Annotated in this window: 15 protein-coding genes and 1 pseudogene; 5 read left to right on the top strand and 11 right to left on the bottom strand. The window is 51.9% G+C overall.

What is annotated here, in order from left to right; translation table 11 throughout:
• The first annotated feature begins 218 nt into the window (after nucleotides 1-218).
• Nucleotides 219-575: an ASCH domain-containing protein gene (locus tag ACOI7D_RS11485; protein ID WP_072199053.1), complete on the top strand. Its 357-nt coding sequence runs from the start codon at nucleotides 219-221 to the stop codon at nucleotides 573-575.
• A gap of 168 nt (nucleotides 576-743) precedes the next feature.
• On the opposite strand, the gene ACOI7D_RS11480 is transcribed toward ACOI7D_RS11485, so the two are convergent.
• On the bottom strand, nucleotides 744-2,207 hold the full coding sequence (locus tag ACOI7D_RS11480) for a DUF1254 domain-containing protein (RefSeq protein WP_050534127.1): 1,464 nt from the start codon (nucleotides 2,205-2,207) through the stop codon (nucleotides 744-746).
• Between the two features lie 20 nt (nucleotides 2,208-2,227).
• Nucleotides 2,228-3,706 (bottom strand): DUF1254 domain-containing protein, encoded by a 1,479-nt coding sequence (locus tag ACOI7D_RS11475; protein WP_109547316.1) that lies wholly within the window; start codon nucleotides 3,704-3,706, stop codon nucleotides 2,228-2,230.
• A 371-nt stretch (nucleotides 3,707-4,077) separates the two neighbouring features.
• Between ACOI7D_RS11475 and ACOI7D_RS11470 the strand changes: the two genes are divergently transcribed.
• Entirely contained in the window at nucleotides 4,078-5,697 is a 1,620-nt protein-coding gene (locus ACOI7D_RS11470; RefSeq protein ID WP_050534126.1) for a mechanosensitive ion channel family protein, read from the top strand.
• A 289-nt stretch (nucleotides 5,698-5,986) separates the two neighbouring features.
• Here ACOI7D_RS11470 and ACOI7D_RS11465 read toward each other — a convergent pair whose 3' ends face one another.
• On the bottom strand, nucleotides 5,987-6,787 hold the full coding sequence (locus ACOI7D_RS11465) for an AraC family transcriptional regulator (RefSeq protein WP_181945463.1): 801 nt from the start codon (nucleotides 6,785-6,787) through the stop codon (nucleotides 5,987-5,989).
• 92 nt (nucleotides 6,788-6,879) lie between these two features.
• Between ACOI7D_RS11465 and ACOI7D_RS11460 the strand changes: the two genes are divergently transcribed.
• Together ACOI7D_RS11460 and ACOI7D_RS11455 are read left to right on the top strand one after the other, a co-directional pair.
• Nucleotides 6,880-7,605, top strand: coding sequence for a type 1 glutamine amidotransferase (locus tag ACOI7D_RS11460; protein WP_109547315.1), 726 nt, complete (start codon nucleotides 6,880-6,882; stop codon nucleotides 7,603-7,605).
• A 297-nt stretch (nucleotides 7,606-7,902) separates the two neighbouring features.
• Complete coding sequence (locus ACOI7D_RS11455; protein WP_109547314.1) at nucleotides 7,903-8,835, top strand: hypothetical protein; 933 nt, start codon at nucleotides 7,903-7,905, stop codon at nucleotides 8,833-8,835.
• Nucleotides 8,836-9,055: 220 nt separating this feature from the next.
• Here ACOI7D_RS11455 and ACOI7D_RS11450 read toward each other — a convergent pair whose 3' ends face one another.
• From ACOI7D_RS11450 to ACOI7D_RS11430, 5 genes are all read right to left on the bottom strand, one after another.
• The gene (locus ACOI7D_RS11450) at nucleotides 9,056-10,333 is read right to left on the bottom strand and encodes a DUF2254 domain-containing protein (protein WP_109547312.1); all 1,278 of its coding nucleotides are present in this window, start codon (nucleotides 10,331-10,333) and stop codon (nucleotides 9,056-9,058) included.
• 62 nt (nucleotides 10,334-10,395) lie between these two features.
• A complete protein-coding gene (locus tag ACOI7D_RS11445; RefSeq protein WP_143117281.1) occupies nucleotides 10,396-12,393 on the bottom strand; it encodes a BCCT family transporter in 1,998 nt (665 codons plus the stop codon).
• A gap of 234 nt (nucleotides 12,394-12,627) precedes the next feature.
• Nucleotides 12,628-13,257 (bottom strand): histidine phosphatase family protein, encoded by a 630-nt coding sequence (locus ACOI7D_RS11440; RefSeq protein WP_109547310.1) that lies wholly within the window; start codon nucleotides 13,255-13,257, stop codon nucleotides 12,628-12,630.
• Nucleotides 13,258-13,400: 143 nt separating this feature from the next.
• A complete protein-coding gene (locus tag ACOI7D_RS11435; protein ID WP_109547599.1) occupies nucleotides 13,401-13,625 on the bottom strand; it encodes a hypothetical protein in 225 nt (74 codons plus the stop codon).
• A gap of 203 nt (nucleotides 13,626-13,828) precedes the next feature.
• Complete coding sequence (locus tag ACOI7D_RS11430) at nucleotides 13,829-14,596, bottom strand: AraC family transcriptional regulator (RefSeq protein WP_060589545.1); 768 nt, start codon at nucleotides 14,594-14,596, stop codon at nucleotides 13,829-13,831.
• 109 nt (nucleotides 14,597-14,705) lie between these two features.
• Here ACOI7D_RS11430 and ACOI7D_RS11425 point away from each other — a divergent pair, with 109 nt between their 5' ends.
• Nucleotides 14,706-15,497 carry a sulfite exporter TauE/SafE family protein gene (locus ACOI7D_RS11425; protein WP_032452938.1) on the top strand — a complete coding sequence of 264 codons (792 nt, stop codon included), beginning with the start codon at nucleotides 14,706-14,708 and terminating at the stop codon, nucleotides 15,495-15,497.
• Nucleotides 15,498-15,584: 87 nt separating this feature from the next.
• Here the strand turns inward: ACOI7D_RS11425 and puuE are convergent, their stop codons facing one another.
• From puuE to ACOI7D_RS11410, 3 genes and pseudogenes are all read right to left on the bottom strand, one after another.
• Nucleotides 15,585-16,484 (bottom strand): allantoinase PuuE, encoded by a 900-nt coding sequence (puuE, locus tag ACOI7D_RS11420; protein ID WP_223171644.1) that lies wholly within the window; start codon nucleotides 16,482-16,484, stop codon nucleotides 15,585-15,587.
• Nucleotides 16,408-17,273 (bottom strand): annotated as a pseudogene (gene hpxA / locus ACOI7D_RS11415) (allantoin racemase). Before hpxA ends, puuE begins: the two are co-directional and overlap by 77 nt.
• Nucleotides 17,273-17,989, bottom strand: a complete 717-nt coding sequence (locus tag ACOI7D_RS11410; RefSeq protein ID WP_002905523.1) for a GntR family transcriptional regulator — start codon at nucleotides 17,987-17,989, stop codon at nucleotides 17,273-17,275. Before ACOI7D_RS11410 ends, hpxA begins: the two are co-directional and overlap by 1 nt.
• Nucleotides 17,990-18,116 lie beyond the last annotated feature (127 nt).

Raw genomic sequence — 18,116 nt, 5'->3', positions numbered from 1 at the left:
TCCTGAAGTTAATTTCCGTTTCTGGCACAGAGCCAACGAGTTAAATGCCCTTGAGGTCCGTTTTGAGCACACTATCTAAAGAAAGATATCGCTGATAATGTCAGGACCGCTCAGGTTAAAAAAGGTATAACTTTCTTTTCATTGACGATAACGAAGGAATTTTCATGGTTGAGGTTGAGGAAATAAAAAGAAAATATCCAGGCGCAGGGGCCTGGCAAATGGGTGACAGCCCGGAACTGGCAAGCGAGCTTGCGGAGCTGATTAAAAAAGGGATCAAAACGGCTTCTTGCGGATCTTTTGCCTCTTATCAGCAGGAAGAGTCTGCTCCGAGGATTGGGGATTATAACATTATTCTTGATGGCCAGAATGTTCCAGTTTGCGTCATCAGGCTGGTTTCGATGCAGCTGGTGCGTTTTTGTGATGTGACTGAAGCGTTCGCCCGCAAAGAGGGTGAAGGCGATTTAAGCCTTGAATACTGGCAGAAAGAGCATCAGCGTTTTTTCATTCGTGAAGGTCATTTTTCTGAGGATATGGAGTTGATCGCAGAAGAGTTTGAAGTGGTTGAGGTGCTGTGAGACAAGGTGAGCAGGCTGACGTTTTATCAATCGCCTTTGATAACAACATTCGATGCTGGCGCGGAGCGGAAAAGCTATCGAGCAAAAGGTCTGCAGTACGCGAGGCGCAAACGGTCAAAAGGAGTTAGAAAAAGCCCCCTTTCATAAACAGAGGGCCACTTGGTTCGCTTATTTCACGGTTTCAATTTTCGGCGGCTGCCAGGTCCCGTCCAGAATCGACTGCTCACCCCAATAAGCGCGAATATACAGTGATAACTTACCGTCCGGTGCCGGCAGCCAGTTATTCACCTTATCTTCTGCTGGGCGCTTTTTGCTCACGTAGAGGGTTAGAGAACCGTCTTCGTTATACTTCAGGTTTTTATTTTTGGTCCCAAGAGAATAACGGTTCAGCTCATTTGGGCTAAACAGATGTTTGCTGTTATACAGCGTGAGTGACCAGAAACCTTTCACCGGCGGCAGCTCGCCTTTCGGGAAGGTTACCGTGTAATCATGGTCGCCTGAAAGCTGGTTACCGGCGGCATCATTGTCGGTATAGAAATACTGCGTTTCGTCAGGCTTGTTGTCGAACATATTGGATTTCGACGTGCCGGTACGGTTGTAGTAATCCACACCAAACTCGGCGTTATTTTTGGAACGGTTCCAGCCATTGCCGGCAGGCACGCCGTTGTTCTTCCATTTAAAGAAATCCGCAATGACGGTTTTGTCCGTCGCGACGGCGGTTTCGTCCATCCATTTACGGATTTCCGGGTTTTTCTTGCCCGCTTCTACCAGATGACGGAACTGGGCATACATGGCCTCTTCCCCCGGCAGCGGCGGCACTTTTTCCAGCACGTTAGCGAACTGGTCAAAGAATTTTTCCGGAACGACCCAGCGTGTCTCACCGGCGCTTGGATCTGGCTTATCGCCGATTGCCGGGATTTTGGAATATTCATAGGATTTCATCTTGCCATCAAATTGACTTAACGGGTAAGTCATCACTTCTTTGATAGGCGCCTGAATGGCCTTGCGATCTTCCGGGGTATCATCCATCTGGATACGAGGTATGACGTTCGCCATTTCGGTTGAAGATTGAATCACGCCGTTAAAGCCTTTGGGCGTTTCGCCTTTCCAGTTAGGGCCAACGAGCAAATAGAAACCGGGTTTGGTTCCATAGGGCTTACCCACATTGCCAATTTGATCGGTACGGGCATCATAGATGGCATAGACCCAGAATCGATCGCCAAAATCCGGCACCTGAATAACGATCGGCTCTTTGTCCAGCTCAAAGAAACCAAGGCCGTAGGCCACGTCCTGGTTCGGGCAGGTGACGAAGGTCTCTTCCGGTTTGATGTAGTCGGTGAGCATGCTCAGCTGGCCCATCGGCGCGACCGGTACCATCCCTCCGTTCAGCGCCGGGTATGGCGCTTTGGTAATAGTTTCACGGCGGTTGAACTGGTTAACCATCGGCCAGCCCCAGATGTAGGCCTGCTGCGCAATGGCCTTTACATAGCTCTCCGGCATGGTGACGTCCGGCGACGGTTGCGTCAGCTCAGCAAATTTAGTCGGATGCGGGATCGTCAGCGGCGCGCTCTGGGCAAAGGCACCGGCGCTTAACGTCAGAGCAGTCAACATCGCCAGGTGTTTCATTTTCAATTTCATTCTATATCTCGCTGTTATTTATTGGTCTGAACCAGATCGTCCGGAACCCAGGACTGGTCATAAAAACCATCTTCGGTACCGTAAAGTCGTAATGCCACGAGGAAGTTGCGGCCGGAAACGGTTTTAATAAACGCGCTGTCGGCTACACCATCCGGTTTATTCGGCCCAAACCACAGGTCGATAGAGCCGTCCTGGTTTTTGGGAATGTTGTAATAGCCGTTGGTCGACGGTAGCAATTGGTCGGTTTCCGGCATGGTCCCGTCAGTAATGTTATAGGCGGTGACCGCCCAGAACAGCGCCGCCGGCGGGTTCGGCGGCAGGTGCAGCTTGTAGGTATTGCCGCCGTCGAGGAACTTACCGGTATTGTCTTTGGTGGCGAACGGATATTTAGAACCGGCGCCGGTGGTATGCATCACCATCGCCGCCGCGCTGGAGTAAGCAATCTGGAAGAATGCCGCACGCTGGTTGGCATCGAGCGTGCCGTACTGCATCCACTCAGCGGTCGCGCCAGCCCAGGAGGTTTCCCACTGGCGGTCTTTGTAGTACAGCTGGCGCTGATCGTCACGGCCCACCTGGCGACGCGCAAGGATCATCCGTGGCGCGGTCTCGACGGCCTTTTTCAGCATCTCCTGCTGCTTCGCGGTCGGGTTAAACGGTTTGCCTTTCACCATCCCAATGCTCAGTAACGCGCTGCGCGTTTCCTCAGGGATGGCCGTCAACGGCTCATAGTCCACGAAGGCTTTCAGCTTCTGCCAGTAGCTGGCGTCGGTCGGGTACATCATATTCACGCGCTTGCCGCTGGCGTCCGGGAACTGCATCGGTTTGACTTCTTTTTCGACATCCCACAGCGGATACACGCGGGTGGTTTCCGCGTTTTTCACCGCAGGGACCGGGTCGGGCTTACCGTCGCCTTTGCCCATAATGGTTCTGAAGAACAGGAATACGTTGTAGGTCGAAGATTTAAACGCATAGTACCCCTGAGGCACCGGCCCTTCGTAATCCGGCGGTAACAGCAGATACAGCCCGCCGCGGGCGCGATCCGGGCCAATAGCGCCCACGTCAGTGATCGTTTTCTGGAAAAAGTCGGTAAACATGCCGATCACGTTCGGCGGCGCTTTGATGACCAACGGGCCGGTCTCTTTCAGATCCAGATAGCTCATCGAATAGATAACGTCGCCGTTCGGCGTTGGCACCACAGCGCGACTGTCCATGCGCTCTTTCCAGATAGGCAGGACGTTATAGCCTTTGCCGAATGCCGCTTCCGAACCGTCGCGCAGGCCAATGGTGTTGAGCAATGGCAATGTCTGAATATAGGCCTGGATTGCATCCTGATAGTAAAGTTCGTCGCTCAGCGACTGCGCCTCCTCCTGAGGAAGCCAGTTACCGTTATTCAGTTGTTTCATCAGGGGTGACAGAGGCGCGTCGGCGGATGATGCGGGCTGGGTTAACATGAGCGCCAGCAAAACCGCCGTGGTAATGACCTTAACTTTCATAAACCTTTCCTGAGTGAGTAGGACGGATAATCAGAGGTAAAAATGGCTTCCAGAGCAAATGATAGTGGATGCGCTCTGACATCAAAAAGGGAACCCATTTAAGAATAGCCAAATCTACAAAAATGTAATCTTTATAATTATTTATTTGTAAATTTCTGAAATTATTGCGTATGCATTAGTGGGCGTTATCGTGCGTTTTTTTTGGCGAGAACACCGGATAGCGCCAGACGGGGCTTTGCGCGATGGCGACCACACTCACCGGAAGACATTGCAGATGTGGATCGCTGGTCTATGCTCAGAAAATCAGGGGAACTGCCGCTCGGCGGGTTGCTTGAATAATAATGATAATTTCACATTACTCGGTGGTGGGTATGAATAAGCTTGTGCTCGCAATTGTCTCGACGATGTTATCGATTATCTCTTTTTCTTCTCTTGCTGCAGAACCCCGTCAGGAACCCACCGACGCAGAGCGAGCCCGTACGGTTTATATCTTCCATCAACCCATTGTGATGCTGCAGGCGAAATTTGGTCTCACCACGCCGGAAGAGCGGGTTTTGCGTATTCGAAATACCTTACGTGGCTTCACAAAGGCGGATGTCAGTGAACCGCTAAAAATCATTCCTGTGACGCGCTATAACCAGCAGGGCCGTCTTATCGTGATGAATGGCAAACCGATTATGTTGCTGACTCAGGCCGATCTGGACGAGGGGGACGATCTCACCCTGGATCAGGCCGCACAGCGCGTGCTGGCCCGCATGGAAACGCAGCGCACAGCGCTTCGCGATCAGTATGACACCGGCTGGCTGGTGCTTTCCGGTATTAAAACGCTGGCGGGATTGCTGGTTTTAGCGGGCTTTTTCTACGGTGCATGGCGCGCGTACCGCTGGGTTAGCCGCTATTTCCGTCGCCGCGTGGTGGAAAACCGAAGCAAAATTCCGCAAAGCTGGCGGCGATATATCGGCGTTGTGGAGGCTCGATTATTCGCTCTGCTGATGATTATTCTCGCTATTTTTGCCTTTTACGCATGGCTGAGCTGGGCTTTTGGCATGTTCCCCTGGACTCGCGTCTGGGCAACGTCGTTGGGTGACTGGTCGCTGCGCGTCATTCGTCAGATTGCCTTATCCATCGTTTCATCGTTACCCGGCTTGCTGATTGTGTTGATTATTTTCCTGATCACCGCCTTCATTCTTAAGCTGCTTAAGATGGTACTTAATCAGGTTGAAGCGGGGCGCATGCAGTTTCCGGGCCTGCACCCCGAAACAGTTGGCGCGACCCGCAAATTGATTTCAGTGATGGTGTGGTTATTTGCGTTGTCTGCCGCCTACCCGTTTTTACCGGGGGCAAATTCACTGGCTTTTAAGGGCATCAGCGTCTTCTTTGGCCTGATGTTAACGCTGGGGTCGGCGGGGGTGATGAACCATGCCATGAGTGGCCTGGTGCTTATCTATTCCCGCGCGCTGCGCAAAGGGGATGTCATTCGCGTGGCGGATAATGAAGGCAAAGTCAGCGAAATAGGCATGCTCGCCACCAAAATTATCACCCGCGAAAACTACGTGGTCACCGTGCCTAACGCGGTGGTGGTCAGCGGCAAGATCACCAATCTCAGCGCGCAAAATAACGATGGCAGCATCAATTTAACCGTCAGCGTTACTATCGGCTACGACACCCCCTGGCGGCAGGTGCATGCCATGCTTGAGCTGGCAGCCAAACGGGCAACATGTGTTGACCTGACGCGCCCGCCGGTGGTGCGTCAACTGGAGCTGATGGACTGGTATATCGCCTATGAACTTCAGGTCCGGCTATTACCGGAGCAGTCACTGGCCGTCGCGCGCAACGAACTGCACAGCAATATTCAGGATGTTTTCAATGAGTTTAACGTTCAGATAATGTCGCCGAACTTTGTTATGCAGCCTGAAGGCAGCGTAATGGTTGCAAAAGAGAACTGGTATGCCGCCCCCGCCGCTCCGTCAGACGGGAAAAATTCGCTTTAATGGCCGGGAACCGGCAGAGGACACATGAAACAATCGACATGGCTTTGTCTGGCGATGTGCCTTACCACAAAAACTCAGACAAGCGCCCTGTATTTCTACGAAATGGCGACCGAAGACACCGCGCTGGCAGGCCGCCCGTGCACAGGATTACAGGGGTAAATATCATTCTCTTCCCCAGGGATTTTACGGTGATTCTGTTTTTCGCTGATGGCTCCCCTGCCATCCCCTCTTTGTCGTGCAAAATATCCGAACGGCTGCGATGAGCAAAAAGCGGATATGGTTTCCCGGTTTAAGGCACAAAATCGCGCGGCGTTGAATCAAGAATGGAACGAAAAGCAGCGGTAAATGCCGCCGGGCATGAGAAACCAAGCTGGTAAGCGACCTGTTTGATTGGAACGCCGTTCGCGAGAAGATCCAACGAAGCGCAAATTCTGGCTCTCTGCTTCCATGTTCGAAAACTAAAGCCTGTATCCTTCATAAACAATCGGGAAAAGGTCCGTTCCGACATGGCCGACATAAAAGCCAGTTCGCTCAGCGATGCTTCCCAGCGCTGATTGACCAGTAGCGATCTGACCGCGCTAAATAATCGCTCATCATTCGGCATGGGTAGCGCCATCGTTAAAGGTGGCGCCTCGCTGAGAATTTCCAGAAGCAACAACGCTATCTTCCGTTGAATCGGTCTGGCGTAGTCCTCACTGAACAGCCCTGCGATAAGTTCTTTGACTAACGGCGTAGCCGTGATCACATGCACCTGTTGACTCTTTGTAAAGCTCGTACATTCTGCGATAAGGCTACTGCTGAAATAGATCGCCCTGAGATCGGTTTGTGAAAGCAGATGGTAACTATGGATATGCAGAGGCGGTAGCCATAATGCCCGCTGAGGAGGGATCACCCAACGGTCACTCTCGGTTTGCACCAGCATAACCCCTCTGGTGGCGAAGAGTAGCTGCCCCTCAACATGATGATGGGGAGGATCTACCTCACCACGTTGATAGCTTATCGCAGTACTGGACCAGCCTGTGGCTTCATCATGTCTTGGCGCTTTATCTATACTACCTGGCATTTCAGATTTAGCCCCTGCATTTATCATATCGAAACTGGAACCACCCGGAGCAGAGCCTTAGGCAATGGGTGCGTGACTTATCATTCTGATCATCAAAGATATTACAGGAGCTTAACCTCATGCGTGTACACTTTATCGTACATGAAAGTTTTGAAGCCCCGGGCGCATATGAAACCTGGGCAATAAACCAAGGTCATGATGTAACTTACTCACGAGTCTATGCAGGCGATCGGCTACCTGCTGACGCCGAAGGCATCGATTTTCTTATCGTGATGGGCGGTCCGCAAGATCCGGACACAACGCTTGAAGCGTGCCCGCACTTTAATGCTAAAGCGGAACAGGCGCTGATTGCTTCCGCGGTTAAAACCGGTAAGGCGGTGATCGGTATCTGCCTGGGTTCACAGCTCATTGGTGAAGCGCTGGGCGCGCCGTTCTCTCATAGCCCGGAAAAAGAGATTGGTAAATTCCCGATCACATTGACCGAAGACGGCAGAAAGGATGAGATGTTCTCTCACTTTGGGAAAACACTGGAAGTGGGTCACTGGCATAACGACATGCCAGGCTTGACGCCGGAGGCCAAAATTATCGCTTACAGCGAAGGCTGTCCCCGGCAGATCGTTGCCTATTCAGACCGCGTCTTTGGTTTCCAGTGCCATATGGAGCTCACATTGGATGTTGTAGAACGGCTGATTGCCCATTCTGAGCAAGACCTGAGCCGTGCAGCAGACTACCGTTTCGTTGACACGCCTGAAGCGCTCCGGGCCCACGATTTCAGTGAAATGAATCAAGTGCTTTTTGGCTTTCTGGACAAGCTGGAAGCGCGTTACAACGCCGCTCAAGCCTAATGTCATGCTCGGTGAGCTTGCCATCAGGTTGAGATTGTCATGTCCGCTCCTGGTACAGAGCGGACGAACTAACTGATTTGAAGGTCCGCTATGAGCGATAAGCGGACTTTGGAAGTGATCTTAATCACAGTAGTCAAAGAATGACTAGTTAAGTACTGCGGGGATTCCTTCTTTTATTCTACCGTTTGGTATAAATTGGTAGAGTCAACTATATAGAGTATTTAATCGAGACGCTAATAGGTTCACAATCTTTACAGAACAAGCTCCCGCTTGATGATTTTAAGGGGCACAGCCCACATGAATTTGACAAGCGCTAATACGAATCTGAATTTATTTAAAGAGAAAAGTATGGAAGGCAAGGAAATATACGAGCATGAGTTTTCAGATTTGTTAACTAAATTTGAAGAGGTTTGTACTTGGTTCGATAGTTTGGGCTTTAGGTTTGCAGTAACAAGATATGGGGTATACCACAAAAACCTTCAAAAATTGAAAGCACTATCAAATGGAGAAAAAATTTTCAAAGATACACCCGATGAAAATTTAGTTGCCTTTATGAAGGAGATGATGAATTCTCACGTGGAAGCTAATGAAATCATAAGGGTTTACAATGATCTTAAAGGGCTTGATATCCAGGAATATCTCGATCAAATAAAGAAGGTTATCACTGGTCAAGAATTTCGTGCTACTTCTGAGAATGATCCTGCAAGAGACTTTCTGTTTGAGTTGTCAATGGCTGCAAGATTCCTGCGTGGAGGGTATAAAATTTCTCTTAAAAGCATTTGTGATATCGAAGTGAAACTCTCTGACGGCAGAATTCTTTTTGTAGAATGCAAACGAGTTAAGTCGTTAAAAAAACTATCTAAAAACATAAAAGTTGCAAACCAGCAGATCGTGCGCAGGATAAAGGATAGCTCATCACTTAAAAATCTAGGCATGGTGGCCGTTAATGTTACTGATTTGCTTCCTAAAGTGTCTCTCATTAATTCTGAAGATGCGAGAATGGCAATAAATGAACATCGTGAGTTGTCACGAAATTTTATCTTGAGAAATTTAGATGATTTTATGGCAGGGGAAAACAAAAAATGTATAGGTGTTTTATGTGAAAGTTCTTTGTCCAAGCTTATTCCAGGAGGTTTTATTTATTCACGGCATATTAATAACATCCCCTATGAAAGTGATGATTTATTTGAGAGATTAATGCCTCAACTCAGCAATCAGGATATTGCTTAGGGGGGGCAGAGGCTTAGCGATATTCCTGTGAGTCAGAGTTGTCTCCGGAACTGTTTAACGGTAAAAATGATAATCGAGTTATTAGGAAGAGCATGTGCGTATTTAAAGCTACTTTCAGAACTTAACTCAGTAATGTCCGCTCTTGGCACAAAGCAGACGCCCATTCTCACGCGAATGCTTTGCCCTTTACTTGCCAACAACCGAATCGATTGCTCCACAACTATGGTTTTTTATTAGAATCTTCGCCACCAAATAAATTATAATAAATTGATTTTATTAGACATCTGTCAGAATCTATATGGTCAGCACGTGTTGCATGCTCTAATGTTTCAAATGCTAAATTATGCGCGGCCTCAGAAAATATTCCAGGCCAACCCTTACTCAGCATAGACAGTCCTTTAAGGACTCTTATCTGAATCTCCCTCATACTGGCACCATCGCGCGCGACAGGTGAGAAAAAGTCTTCCAGTAGATCGTTATTCTGAAGTGGTGCAACATGAACGGAAGGATATTTCACTTCTATTTCATGAGATTTATTCTGCGCGTAAGTGGAAAGTATACGAACACCTCTGCCAATGACATCAATGGCGGTTCCAGGATCGTTCACTGCGGGGGAAAGGGCCCGGCAGGCTATTTCGGCCATGACGCTAAGACAAAATCGGGGATCCTGAGCAAATGAACGTACATCCGAGACAATAATCGCCTCAAGTAAATCGGCGCTGATTGATGACTCCTGGCCTTGACTCAGGTACAAAACGGGCATGGATGGATGTATGAAACTGCCTGGCTGCGCCACGAGGTATACATGACGGGGATCATTGGTCAGCAGCTTGCTAAGTTGCACCATATCAATATATTCAACATAGCCAATCTTCTTCGGATAAACTGCAACCGTTCCTTTCGGCTGTTCATTGTTCTCAAGCCATGGATATCCGCCGAGAAAGGGATTTCTTGCTCTCGCAATAAATGATTCGATGGCCGCCTGTTCTACTTTTGCCGTTGTCTCACCTACCCTCCCCAGAGAGGTCAAATGCTGTATCCAGCGAAGCAATGTGATGAGGATTAAGGCAATGACAACCAGTGTGACAATGAATAAAATGACTCTCCCCCTTTCTCCATAAGCTCCCATATTGAGGGCAATAATCCCTACCAGACTGAAGAGAAAAGAACCGATGAAGGTGGCCAGTACATTTTGTGTGGTTACGTCTTCAACAACTAAACGCGTAGCTCTGGGAGTCACATTAGTAGTGGCTGAACCGTAGGCTGTGACCATGATACTCAACGAAAAAGTGGTCACTGCCAGCATACTCGATGCCAGTATGTTCAGAATGTTATCGACTGCTTCCGCACCAACCTTCACGGAAACCGACTCAGGTATCATTGATTTAAAAAGAATTGATAAAAGGGCCGTTATTATCGCGACAATGGCGAATAACGTTGCCCTGAACCATAGCTTTTTAAATGTCTGCTTCAGAATCCATTTCCAGCGTGAAATCATTCTGCATTCCTCATATTGCGGCCGGGATAAATAATTGCCGCCCCCAGGACGGCATGTTGCTATTAACGAACCAGGTGCAGGAAGTGCAGATGTTTTTCGTACTGGTCCAGTATGTCATTAATCAGCTGCTCCTGGTTCCAGCCCATCACATCATAATTTTGACCGCCTTCTTTGAGATAAACCTCAGCGCGATAATATCTATGTTGTTCAGTCTGCTGCTCATTATTATCCATCGCGGCGAGCGCGAAGGTCGGTGAGCTATACCCGCGAAGCCTCACTTCATATATAAAATTCAGCTCGTTACCCAAATCGACTTCAAGACGAATACGATCCTCGACTGCGTCACTGATGTGGCTTATCGTCCCCTGCTTGTTCAGCTCTTCCTGAACCAGCGTCATGGCGGGCTGGATGACGTCGTCCATAAAACGTTTCACAAGAGATCGCTTCGGCAGATACGCGATATTGCGCAACCTTCTCTGCCAGGGAATTGGGTTACGTGCAGCTGTAGGAGCAATTGTCGCCATACTCAGGCTTTCACGCTTGGTCAAATCCCGGCGCAAAGCTTTTAAAAGTCCGTATATAGATATCAGTAAGATCACTGAGAAAGGCAATGCACTCGCTATTGTCACTGTTTGCAGCGCACTGAGCCCTCCGGCAAGGAGAAGCGCAATTGCGACAATGCCCATGAGCGAGGCCCAAAATATTCGCTGCCAGACGGGTGTGTTTGCCACTCCACCTGATGCCAGAGTATCAACTACCATTGCCCCCGAATCAGCAGACGTGACAAAGAAGACGATGACCATCGCCATTGCGATGAATGACAGCACGGAAGAGAACGGGAAATGCTCGAGGAAATTAAACAGGGCCAGCGCCACATCCTGCTGAACAGTATTGGCGAGGTCTGTGGCCCCCTGGTTCATAATGAGATAGATCGCGCTGTTACCAAACACCGTCATCCACATTAGCGTAAAACCCGCGGGAACAAACAGCACGCCGGTGACAAACTCGCGAATGGTTCGCCCGCGGGAGACCCGGGCGATGAACATCCCCACAAACGGCGACCATGAAAGCCACCATCCCCAGTACAGTAATGTCCAGCCCCCCAGCCAGTTGCTCGACTTAGGCTCATACGCGTAAAGGTTGAACGTTTTACTCACCAGTTCCGAAAGATAACCGCCCGTATTTTCCACAAATGACTTCAGCAGAAGCACGGTTGGTCCCAGACACAGGACCAGCGCCAGGAGCAACAACGCCAGACCCAGATTGAGCTCAGACAGGATACGTATTCCCTTATCCAGGCCGGACACCACTGAAATCGTCGCTAACCCCGTGATGACTACGATCAGAATGACCTGCACCGTTTCATTGATGGGCACCCCGAAAAGATGGTTCAAACCGGCATTCACCTGCAAAACACCGTACCCCAGCGATGTCGCGACGCCAAAGACCGTGCCTATAACAGCGAAAATATCAACCGCATGGCCTACAGGCCCGTATATGCGATCGCCAATAATGGGATAGAGTGCGGAGCGCAGAGTCAAAGGCAGACCGTGACGGTAACTGAAGAACGCCAGAATCAGCGCCACAATGGCATAAATTGCCCATGCGTGCAGTCCCCAGTGGAAGAAGGTCAGACGCATTGCTTCCTTGGCTGCCGCAACGGTTTCTGGCGTGCCAACGGGAGGCGAAAGATAATGCATTACAGGTTCGGCAACGCCAAAGAACATCAGGCCGATCCCCATCCCTGCCGAAAAAAGCATCGCAAACCAGGAGTGGTAGCTGAAATCAGGCTGCGCATGGTCCGGGCCCAGCTTGATATCACCGTAGCGTGAGAGTCCAAGGAACGTGACACTTAGTAAAATCAGGGCCACAGCAAGGATGTAGAACCAGCTGGCATTCGTGAAGATTTGTTGCTGTAGTAGTTTAAAATTTTTGTCGGCGACATCCGGGAATACGGCGGCAAAGGCGACAAGAAGGAAAATTAGCAAAGCAGATGTAAAGAATACCGCTTTGTTAATCTGGCTTGTAGACTTCTTTGGGATTGTATCATTATTACTCATAATCATTTATTCCATTAATTAAATCCGCACTGGATAGACGGCACTACCTTTCACAGAGTAGCAAAGTTCAACTGGCTATGCGGCGTTAATCGGAACGCATGGTGTAATGAGTGCCGATACAAATCATCCGATATTCTAAGGGGTTCCTGGTTACTCAGCCTGCCGCTTCCTGGGGCATTTATCTGTATCAAAGCTGGGATATACGTTAAGTGAAGTATATTAATTTGGGGTAAGTCAGACTGTTCCATCCAGGTGGCGTAAATGTGTCGCGATCCCCCATCTAAGGGCGGTACACCTTCCATTAACCAACTCGAAAACGGAGTAACTCGCGTTGGGTTGCGCATACCTGTGAAAATCATCCACAGATCCGCTTTTTAGCATCGCAAGCACGCCCTGAATGACCATCCCGTGAGACACAAGACATATTGTTCGATGATGATGTTTTTTTTCCAGATTGGATAAAAAATGCATAATTCGCTGCGAAGCATGTGAGAGAGACTCCCCCCCTGGCGGACAATACTCTGCATCAAGGTTGAATAATGCTTCTGCGGCGTCTGGATTATTCTGCAGGAGCTCTACGCTTGTCATGCCCTCAAACTGACCAAAAGCCTGTTCTTTCAGAGCTGGTTCAGCTATCAGTGAACAATAAAAACTCTCCGCCAGGCGCTGTCCCATTTGCCAGGCCCGGCCAAGCGGAGAAGCGTAAACACATTCTGCCCGGTAATCACTCGCTGCAAACGCCGCCAGTAAGGCTGATGTTTGACGCTCCCCCCGAAGCGTCAATGCGCTATCATTGTGCCCCTGAATACGACCTTTTACATTCCATTCTGTTTCTGCGTGTCGAACCAGTATCACTTGCATCATTGAAAGGTCACCTATGCTGTTGTTTGAAATGTTACAAACTAAAAACACCCCGTTTATATGCAGGCAAGTTCTCAGCTCTCGGCGAAAAACAGGAACACGTGTCGCTGACAAGGGTTATATTCAGTCGCCCCTGCCCGGGACCGCTATCTCAGTAAAACCTTAATCAGCTGCACGACGATATACACTCCCGCTACCACCTGTATGATCCGAAACCCCCATCTCAGATAGCGCCATTGATGGCGTTCGCTGGCATCAGCGGCTTCAATCGCGGGATCATAACGTTTTCTTTTCCTGGTTCTGAATGTATCGAATCCCCACAGGATGAGAAGAAAGATGATGATGACTTTTTCAACGATAAGATGGTTCACAAAGAGAGACTCCGGTCTTCTCACGGTTACAGGCAGAATAGAGAAACCGCCTGGAGGCAGCCACCACTAAATGTAGGGGTATCTGAAGACGCAAGCCAGGCATACCAGGATTGTCTGTCTTATGACTGCGTTAACGCATAGCAACGCCATATAAAGTGACATTCATTTCCGACCCATGCTGCCGGAGTCCCCTTCCCGACGCATCAAGCTGGGTGATAAAACGATGGCGGCTGCCCGGTCACGCGGCGGAACATGGTGGCGAAAGAGGACGCATTGTCGTATCCAAGAGATAATGCCACTTCGTTCACCGGTTTCCCTGCTATCAACCATGCCATAGCGCTCACCACACAGGCTCGCTGTCGCCAGGCGGAAAATGACAGGCCCAGCTGCTTCAGGAAATGGCGGCGAAAGGTACTGGGACTCATAAACAGCGCCCTGGCCCAGCGCTCCGCAGGATCATGGATAGAGGGGTTAAGCAAAAAAGCCTGACAAAGCGCCAGCAGCGCCGGATGCTGCGGCAACGGAATGTCAAATTCGCGGACCGGCATGGCGGCCAGTTCCAGCAACATCAACTGTATCAGCATGCGATCGCGTGGGCTGTCGTACAACGGTGGCAAATCCACAGCCTCAAGCAGTAGCTGGCGCAACAGCGGCGAGACGCTGATCACTTCGCAACGACGGTGTTTAATGAAAGCGGTCACATAATCTGGCTCAATATATAAGCTACGCGTGGTCACCCCCACAAATCTGACGGCGTGCACAGTTTCAGGAGGGATCCAGACAGCATGTTGCGGAGGAACCACCCATTCTCCGTCCTGAGTGGTGACATACATCAGTCCGGTCGCGCCATACAGCAGCTGTGCGCGACGATGCTGGTGCGGTGGCAGGATAAACCCTTGCGCATAGTCATTACCTAACGCCACCACTTCGCGATCGAGCTGATCGACTTCGTCAACTTTTACGTTGCGCACACCTGCCTCCCTTTGACCGATTTACAAAGGTAATTGAGCGCTACGCAAATGGGAAGCCGTACGCGACCGGTATAAGCTGCTCGCTCATTTTCAGGTCGGGGATACTCTCTTGAATGAGATCGTTATTATTGCGCTGGCTGGCTTTACGACCGGCATTACCACAGTCCTGTTCGGCTTCGGGGGCGGCTTTGTGGTGGTGCCATTTGTCTATCAACTGATGCTTCGGCAGCCGGAACTCACGGGAAACGCCATGCATGTCGCGGTGGCTACCTCAACGGCGGTGATGATATTTAACGCCGGCTGGGTCAGCTATCGAAACTGGCGGGCTGGCAAGCTTGCCGCGCAGACGCTGTTCCCGTTGTTATGGTTTATTGCCATTGGGGCGGTGGTCGGCTCATGTCTGGCAGGGATATTGAGCGAGAAGATCGTTCGCGCGCTGTTTATTCTCTATATGCTGGCAACCATCAGCGATTGTTTGTTGCGCAAAGGTTTTTTCACGGGCAGCGCTCGGCGTCGCCTGTCCCTGCCAGTGGTCACTGGCGGCGGTATGGTTATCGGCATGATTGCCGCATTGCTGGGCGTGGGTGGCAGCGTCATGACGGTGCCCCTGCTACGGCGACACGGGTATGCGATGCAGGAGTGCGTTAGCGCATCCAACCCGCTTTCTTTGCCCGTGGCGCTATGCGGGGCTGTGACCTATGCCGTCATTGGCTGGCACAGCATTCCGCTGAACGGATTTCTTGGGTTTATCAGCCTGAAAATTTTGGTCCTGCTCGTCCTGACCGGCTGGGCCGGGATAATGTTTAGCCGCCGGGCTATCCCTGCAGTACCAGATGTATGGTATGCACGCATCTATGTGCTGCTGTTGTGCCTGGTACTCCTCGCCATGCTTATTCAATAATCAAAATACATCCTGGTGAACCGGTTCAACAGACGCGTTCGGGCGATGCCCTCTCCCCGGGGAGAGGGCCTGATGAGTGGCAGCAAGCTACCCGCGATACGGATGGACCTCGCGCCAGTGGTCGGCGATCTGCTGCCGGGTGCAGACCCATACCTTGTCGTGCTGCTGGATATAGTCAAGGAAACGCTGCAGCGCGCGGAAACGGCCCGGACGCCCCAGCAGCCGGCAGTGCATCCCCACGGACATCATCTTCGGCGCGGTTTCCCCCTCGGCGTACAGCACGTCAAAGCTGTCTTTCAGGTAGGTATAAAACTGCTCCGCGGTGTTGAACCCCTGGGCGGTGGCAAAGCGCATGTCGTTTGCGTCGAGGGTGTAAGGCACGATCAGGTGCGGTCGGCGGCTGCCGTCGCTGCAGGCCACTTCGCTCCAGAAAGGTAAATCATCGCCGTAATAATCGCTGTCGTAGTCAAAGCCGCCGTGCTCCACCACCAGCTGGCGGGTGTTGGGGCTATCGCGGCCGGTATACCAGCCGGTGGGCGGCTTGCCGAACAGATCGGTCAGCACCTGCACCGCTTTGTGCAGATGCTCGCGCTCCTCGGCGATATCCATGTGCTGATAGTGGATCCAGCGCCAGCCGTGGCTGACCACATCGTAATCCGCGGCCTTGATTGCCGCCACAATCTCCGGATGCCGCGCCAGCGCCATCGCCACGCCGAAGACCGTCAGCGGCAGCCCGCGCTGGCTAAATTCGCGATGGATGCGCCAGAACCCGGCCCGACTGCCGTATTCATAGAGCGAGTCCATCGACATATGGCGCGCCGGGTAGCTGGCGGCGCCGATAATATCGGACAGGAACTGTTCCGAACCCGCATCGCCATGCAGGACGTGGTTCTCAGCGCCTTCCTCATAGTTAAGGACGAACTGCACCGCGATCCGCGCCCCGCCCGGCCAGCGCGCGTGCGGCGGCTGCCCTGCATAACCTCGCAGATCGCGAGGATAGTGTTCCTGGTTCTCAACCATCACCTGCCCCTTTTAAAATGGATTTAACGACTGAAACTGTCCGCTTAACGCTTTTTTCTCCGGGAACGCTAAGTCCCCGTGCTTGCTGGTCGCCAGCCCCAGCGCGACCAGCGACTCGACCATCTTCACCGCCGCGCTGACGCCATCGATCACCGGCACCCGCAGCTCGCGGGTCAGCTCCTGCGCCAGCGTCGCCATCCCGCCGCAGCCAAGGACAATCGCCCCGCTGCCGTCCTCTTTCAGCGCGCGGATGCAGCGCTCACGCACTTTCTCCTGCGCCAGGCCGCTGCCGTCTTCCAGCGCCAGCACCGGTAAATCAATGGCGTGCAGCGCCGCGCAGTGTTGATGAAAGCCGTACTGGTGCAGCAAATGGCGGGCGATGATCAGCGTTCGCGGCAGCGTGGTCACAATGGAGAACCGGGTGGCGACCATCGTCGCCATATGCATCGCCGCTTCCGCAATGCCGATCACCGGCCCCTGAGCCAGCTCGCGCGCCGCCAGCAGCCCCGGGTCGCCGAAGCAGGCGATCACATGCCCATCCACTCCCTGCTCGCGTCCGGCCCTGATCTGCTCCAGCACGCCGACCGCCGCGATGGCTTCGTCAAAGTGGCCCTCTATTGACGGCACGCCGGCGCGGGGACAGACCGCAAGGATCTCGGTGCCCGGCGCGGCGACCGCACGCGCGGCGGCGCCTATCGTTTCGGTCATCGCCAGGCTGGTGTTGGGGTTGATCACTTGTATACAAACGGAAGACATCACGACTCCTTGTGGCCGGCGAACAGCCGGGAAAAATCGGGCAGACTGACGCCATCGCGCTCGAAGCACAGGCTGGCGACAATATGATCAAAATGGTGCATCAGCGCCTCGCTAAGCGGCTGCAGGGCTTTATCCCGCAGCAAACCGACCAGCTGCTGGTGATCGTCGCAGCGGCAGCCCTGGCGCCAGGGTGCGCCCCAGGCGGCAATCACTAACGAGGAGCGCTGGCTGAGGCGGGTCACCATCTCGGTGAGCACCGGGTTGCCGGAGATAGCCTGCAGCTGAATATGAAAGTCAGCGGAGTGGCGGATCGCCGCCGGGCCGTCGTGCGCCTCATGGGCCTGCTGTTCACGCTGGATAATGTTCTCCAGCGCCGCCAGATGCGGCGGCTGACAGCGCGCGATCACATCGGGCAGATTAGCGACCTCAAGCAGCGCCCGGGTACGAAAGATCGCCTGGGACTCTTCCACGCTCGGGCTGGTGACGTGTGCACCACGTTTGGGCGTTAACGTGACCAGTTGCACAGCGGCGAGTCGTTGCAGCACCTTTCTGATGCCGGTGCGGCTCACGGCAAACACTTCCGCCAGCGCCTCTTCCGGCAGTTTGCTGCCCGGCGGCAGCTGATGTTCGACGATAGCCGTCATCAGCGCCTGGTAAATGCTTTCGTCCTTATCCTGCAGCGCTGGCGCGGCCTGGAGACGATGTTCATTATTCATTAACCCACTCCGGTTTCACTTATCGATAGGAGATCGTATACATAAAACTTATTTTTTGTATACAAGATTCATCATTCTGGCCTGGATCCTGCAATAGCCTCAGCAATCCATATCAAAGGGTTTTCAT

It is taken from the genome of Klebsiella sp. C360, from assembly GCF_048822415.1.
In the GTDB taxonomy this organism is placed as follows: Bacteria; Pseudomonadota; Gammaproteobacteria; order Enterobacterales; family Enterobacteriaceae; genus Klebsiella; species Klebsiella quasipneumoniae.
Note: the sequence above shows the minus strand (reverse complement) of the source record. Positions and strands in the feature narration are given on the sequence as shown.

Bases quoted from the DNA above. Each gene is read 5' to 3' on its own strand.
- ACOI7D_RS11465 (WP_181945463.1), bottom strand. From the start codon at position 6,787: ATGATAAATGCAGGGGCTAAATCTGAAATGCCAGGTAGTATAGATAAA.
- ACOI7D_RS11450 (WP_109547312.1), bottom strand. From the start codon at position 10,333: ATGATTTCACGCTGGAAATGGATTCTGAAGCAGACATTTAAAAAGCTA.
- ACOI7D_RS11410 (WP_002905523.1), bottom strand. From the start codon at position 17,989: ATGAATAATGAACATCGTCTCCAGGCCGCGCCAGCGCTGCAGGATAAG.
- ACOI7D_RS11470 (WP_050534126.1), top strand. From the start codon at position 4,078: ATGAATAAGCTTGTGCTCGCAATTGTCTCGACGATGTTATCGATTATC.
- ACOI7D_RS11485 (WP_072199053.1), top strand. From the start codon at position 219: ATGGGTGACAGCCCGGAACTGGCAAGCGAGCTTGCGGAGCTGATTAAA.
- ACOI7D_RS11445 (WP_143117281.1), bottom strand. From the start codon at position 12,393: ATGAGTAATAATGATACAATCCCAAAGAAGTCTACAAGCCAGATTAAC.
- ACOI7D_RS11475 (WP_109547316.1), bottom strand. From the start codon at position 3,706: ATGAAAGTTAAGGTCATTACCACGGCGGTTTTGCTGGCGCTCATGTTA.
- ACOI7D_RS11455 (WP_109547314.1), top strand. From the start codon at position 7,903: ATGAATTTGACAAGCGCTAATACGAATCTGAATTTATTTAAAGAGAAA.
- ACOI7D_RS11440 (WP_109547310.1), bottom strand. From the start codon at position 13,257: ATGATGCAAGTGATACTGGTTCGACACGCAGAAACAGAATGGAATGTA.
- ACOI7D_RS11460 (WP_109547315.1), top strand. From the start codon at position 6,880: ATGCGTGTACACTTTATCGTACATGAAAGTTTTGAAGCCCCGGGCGCA.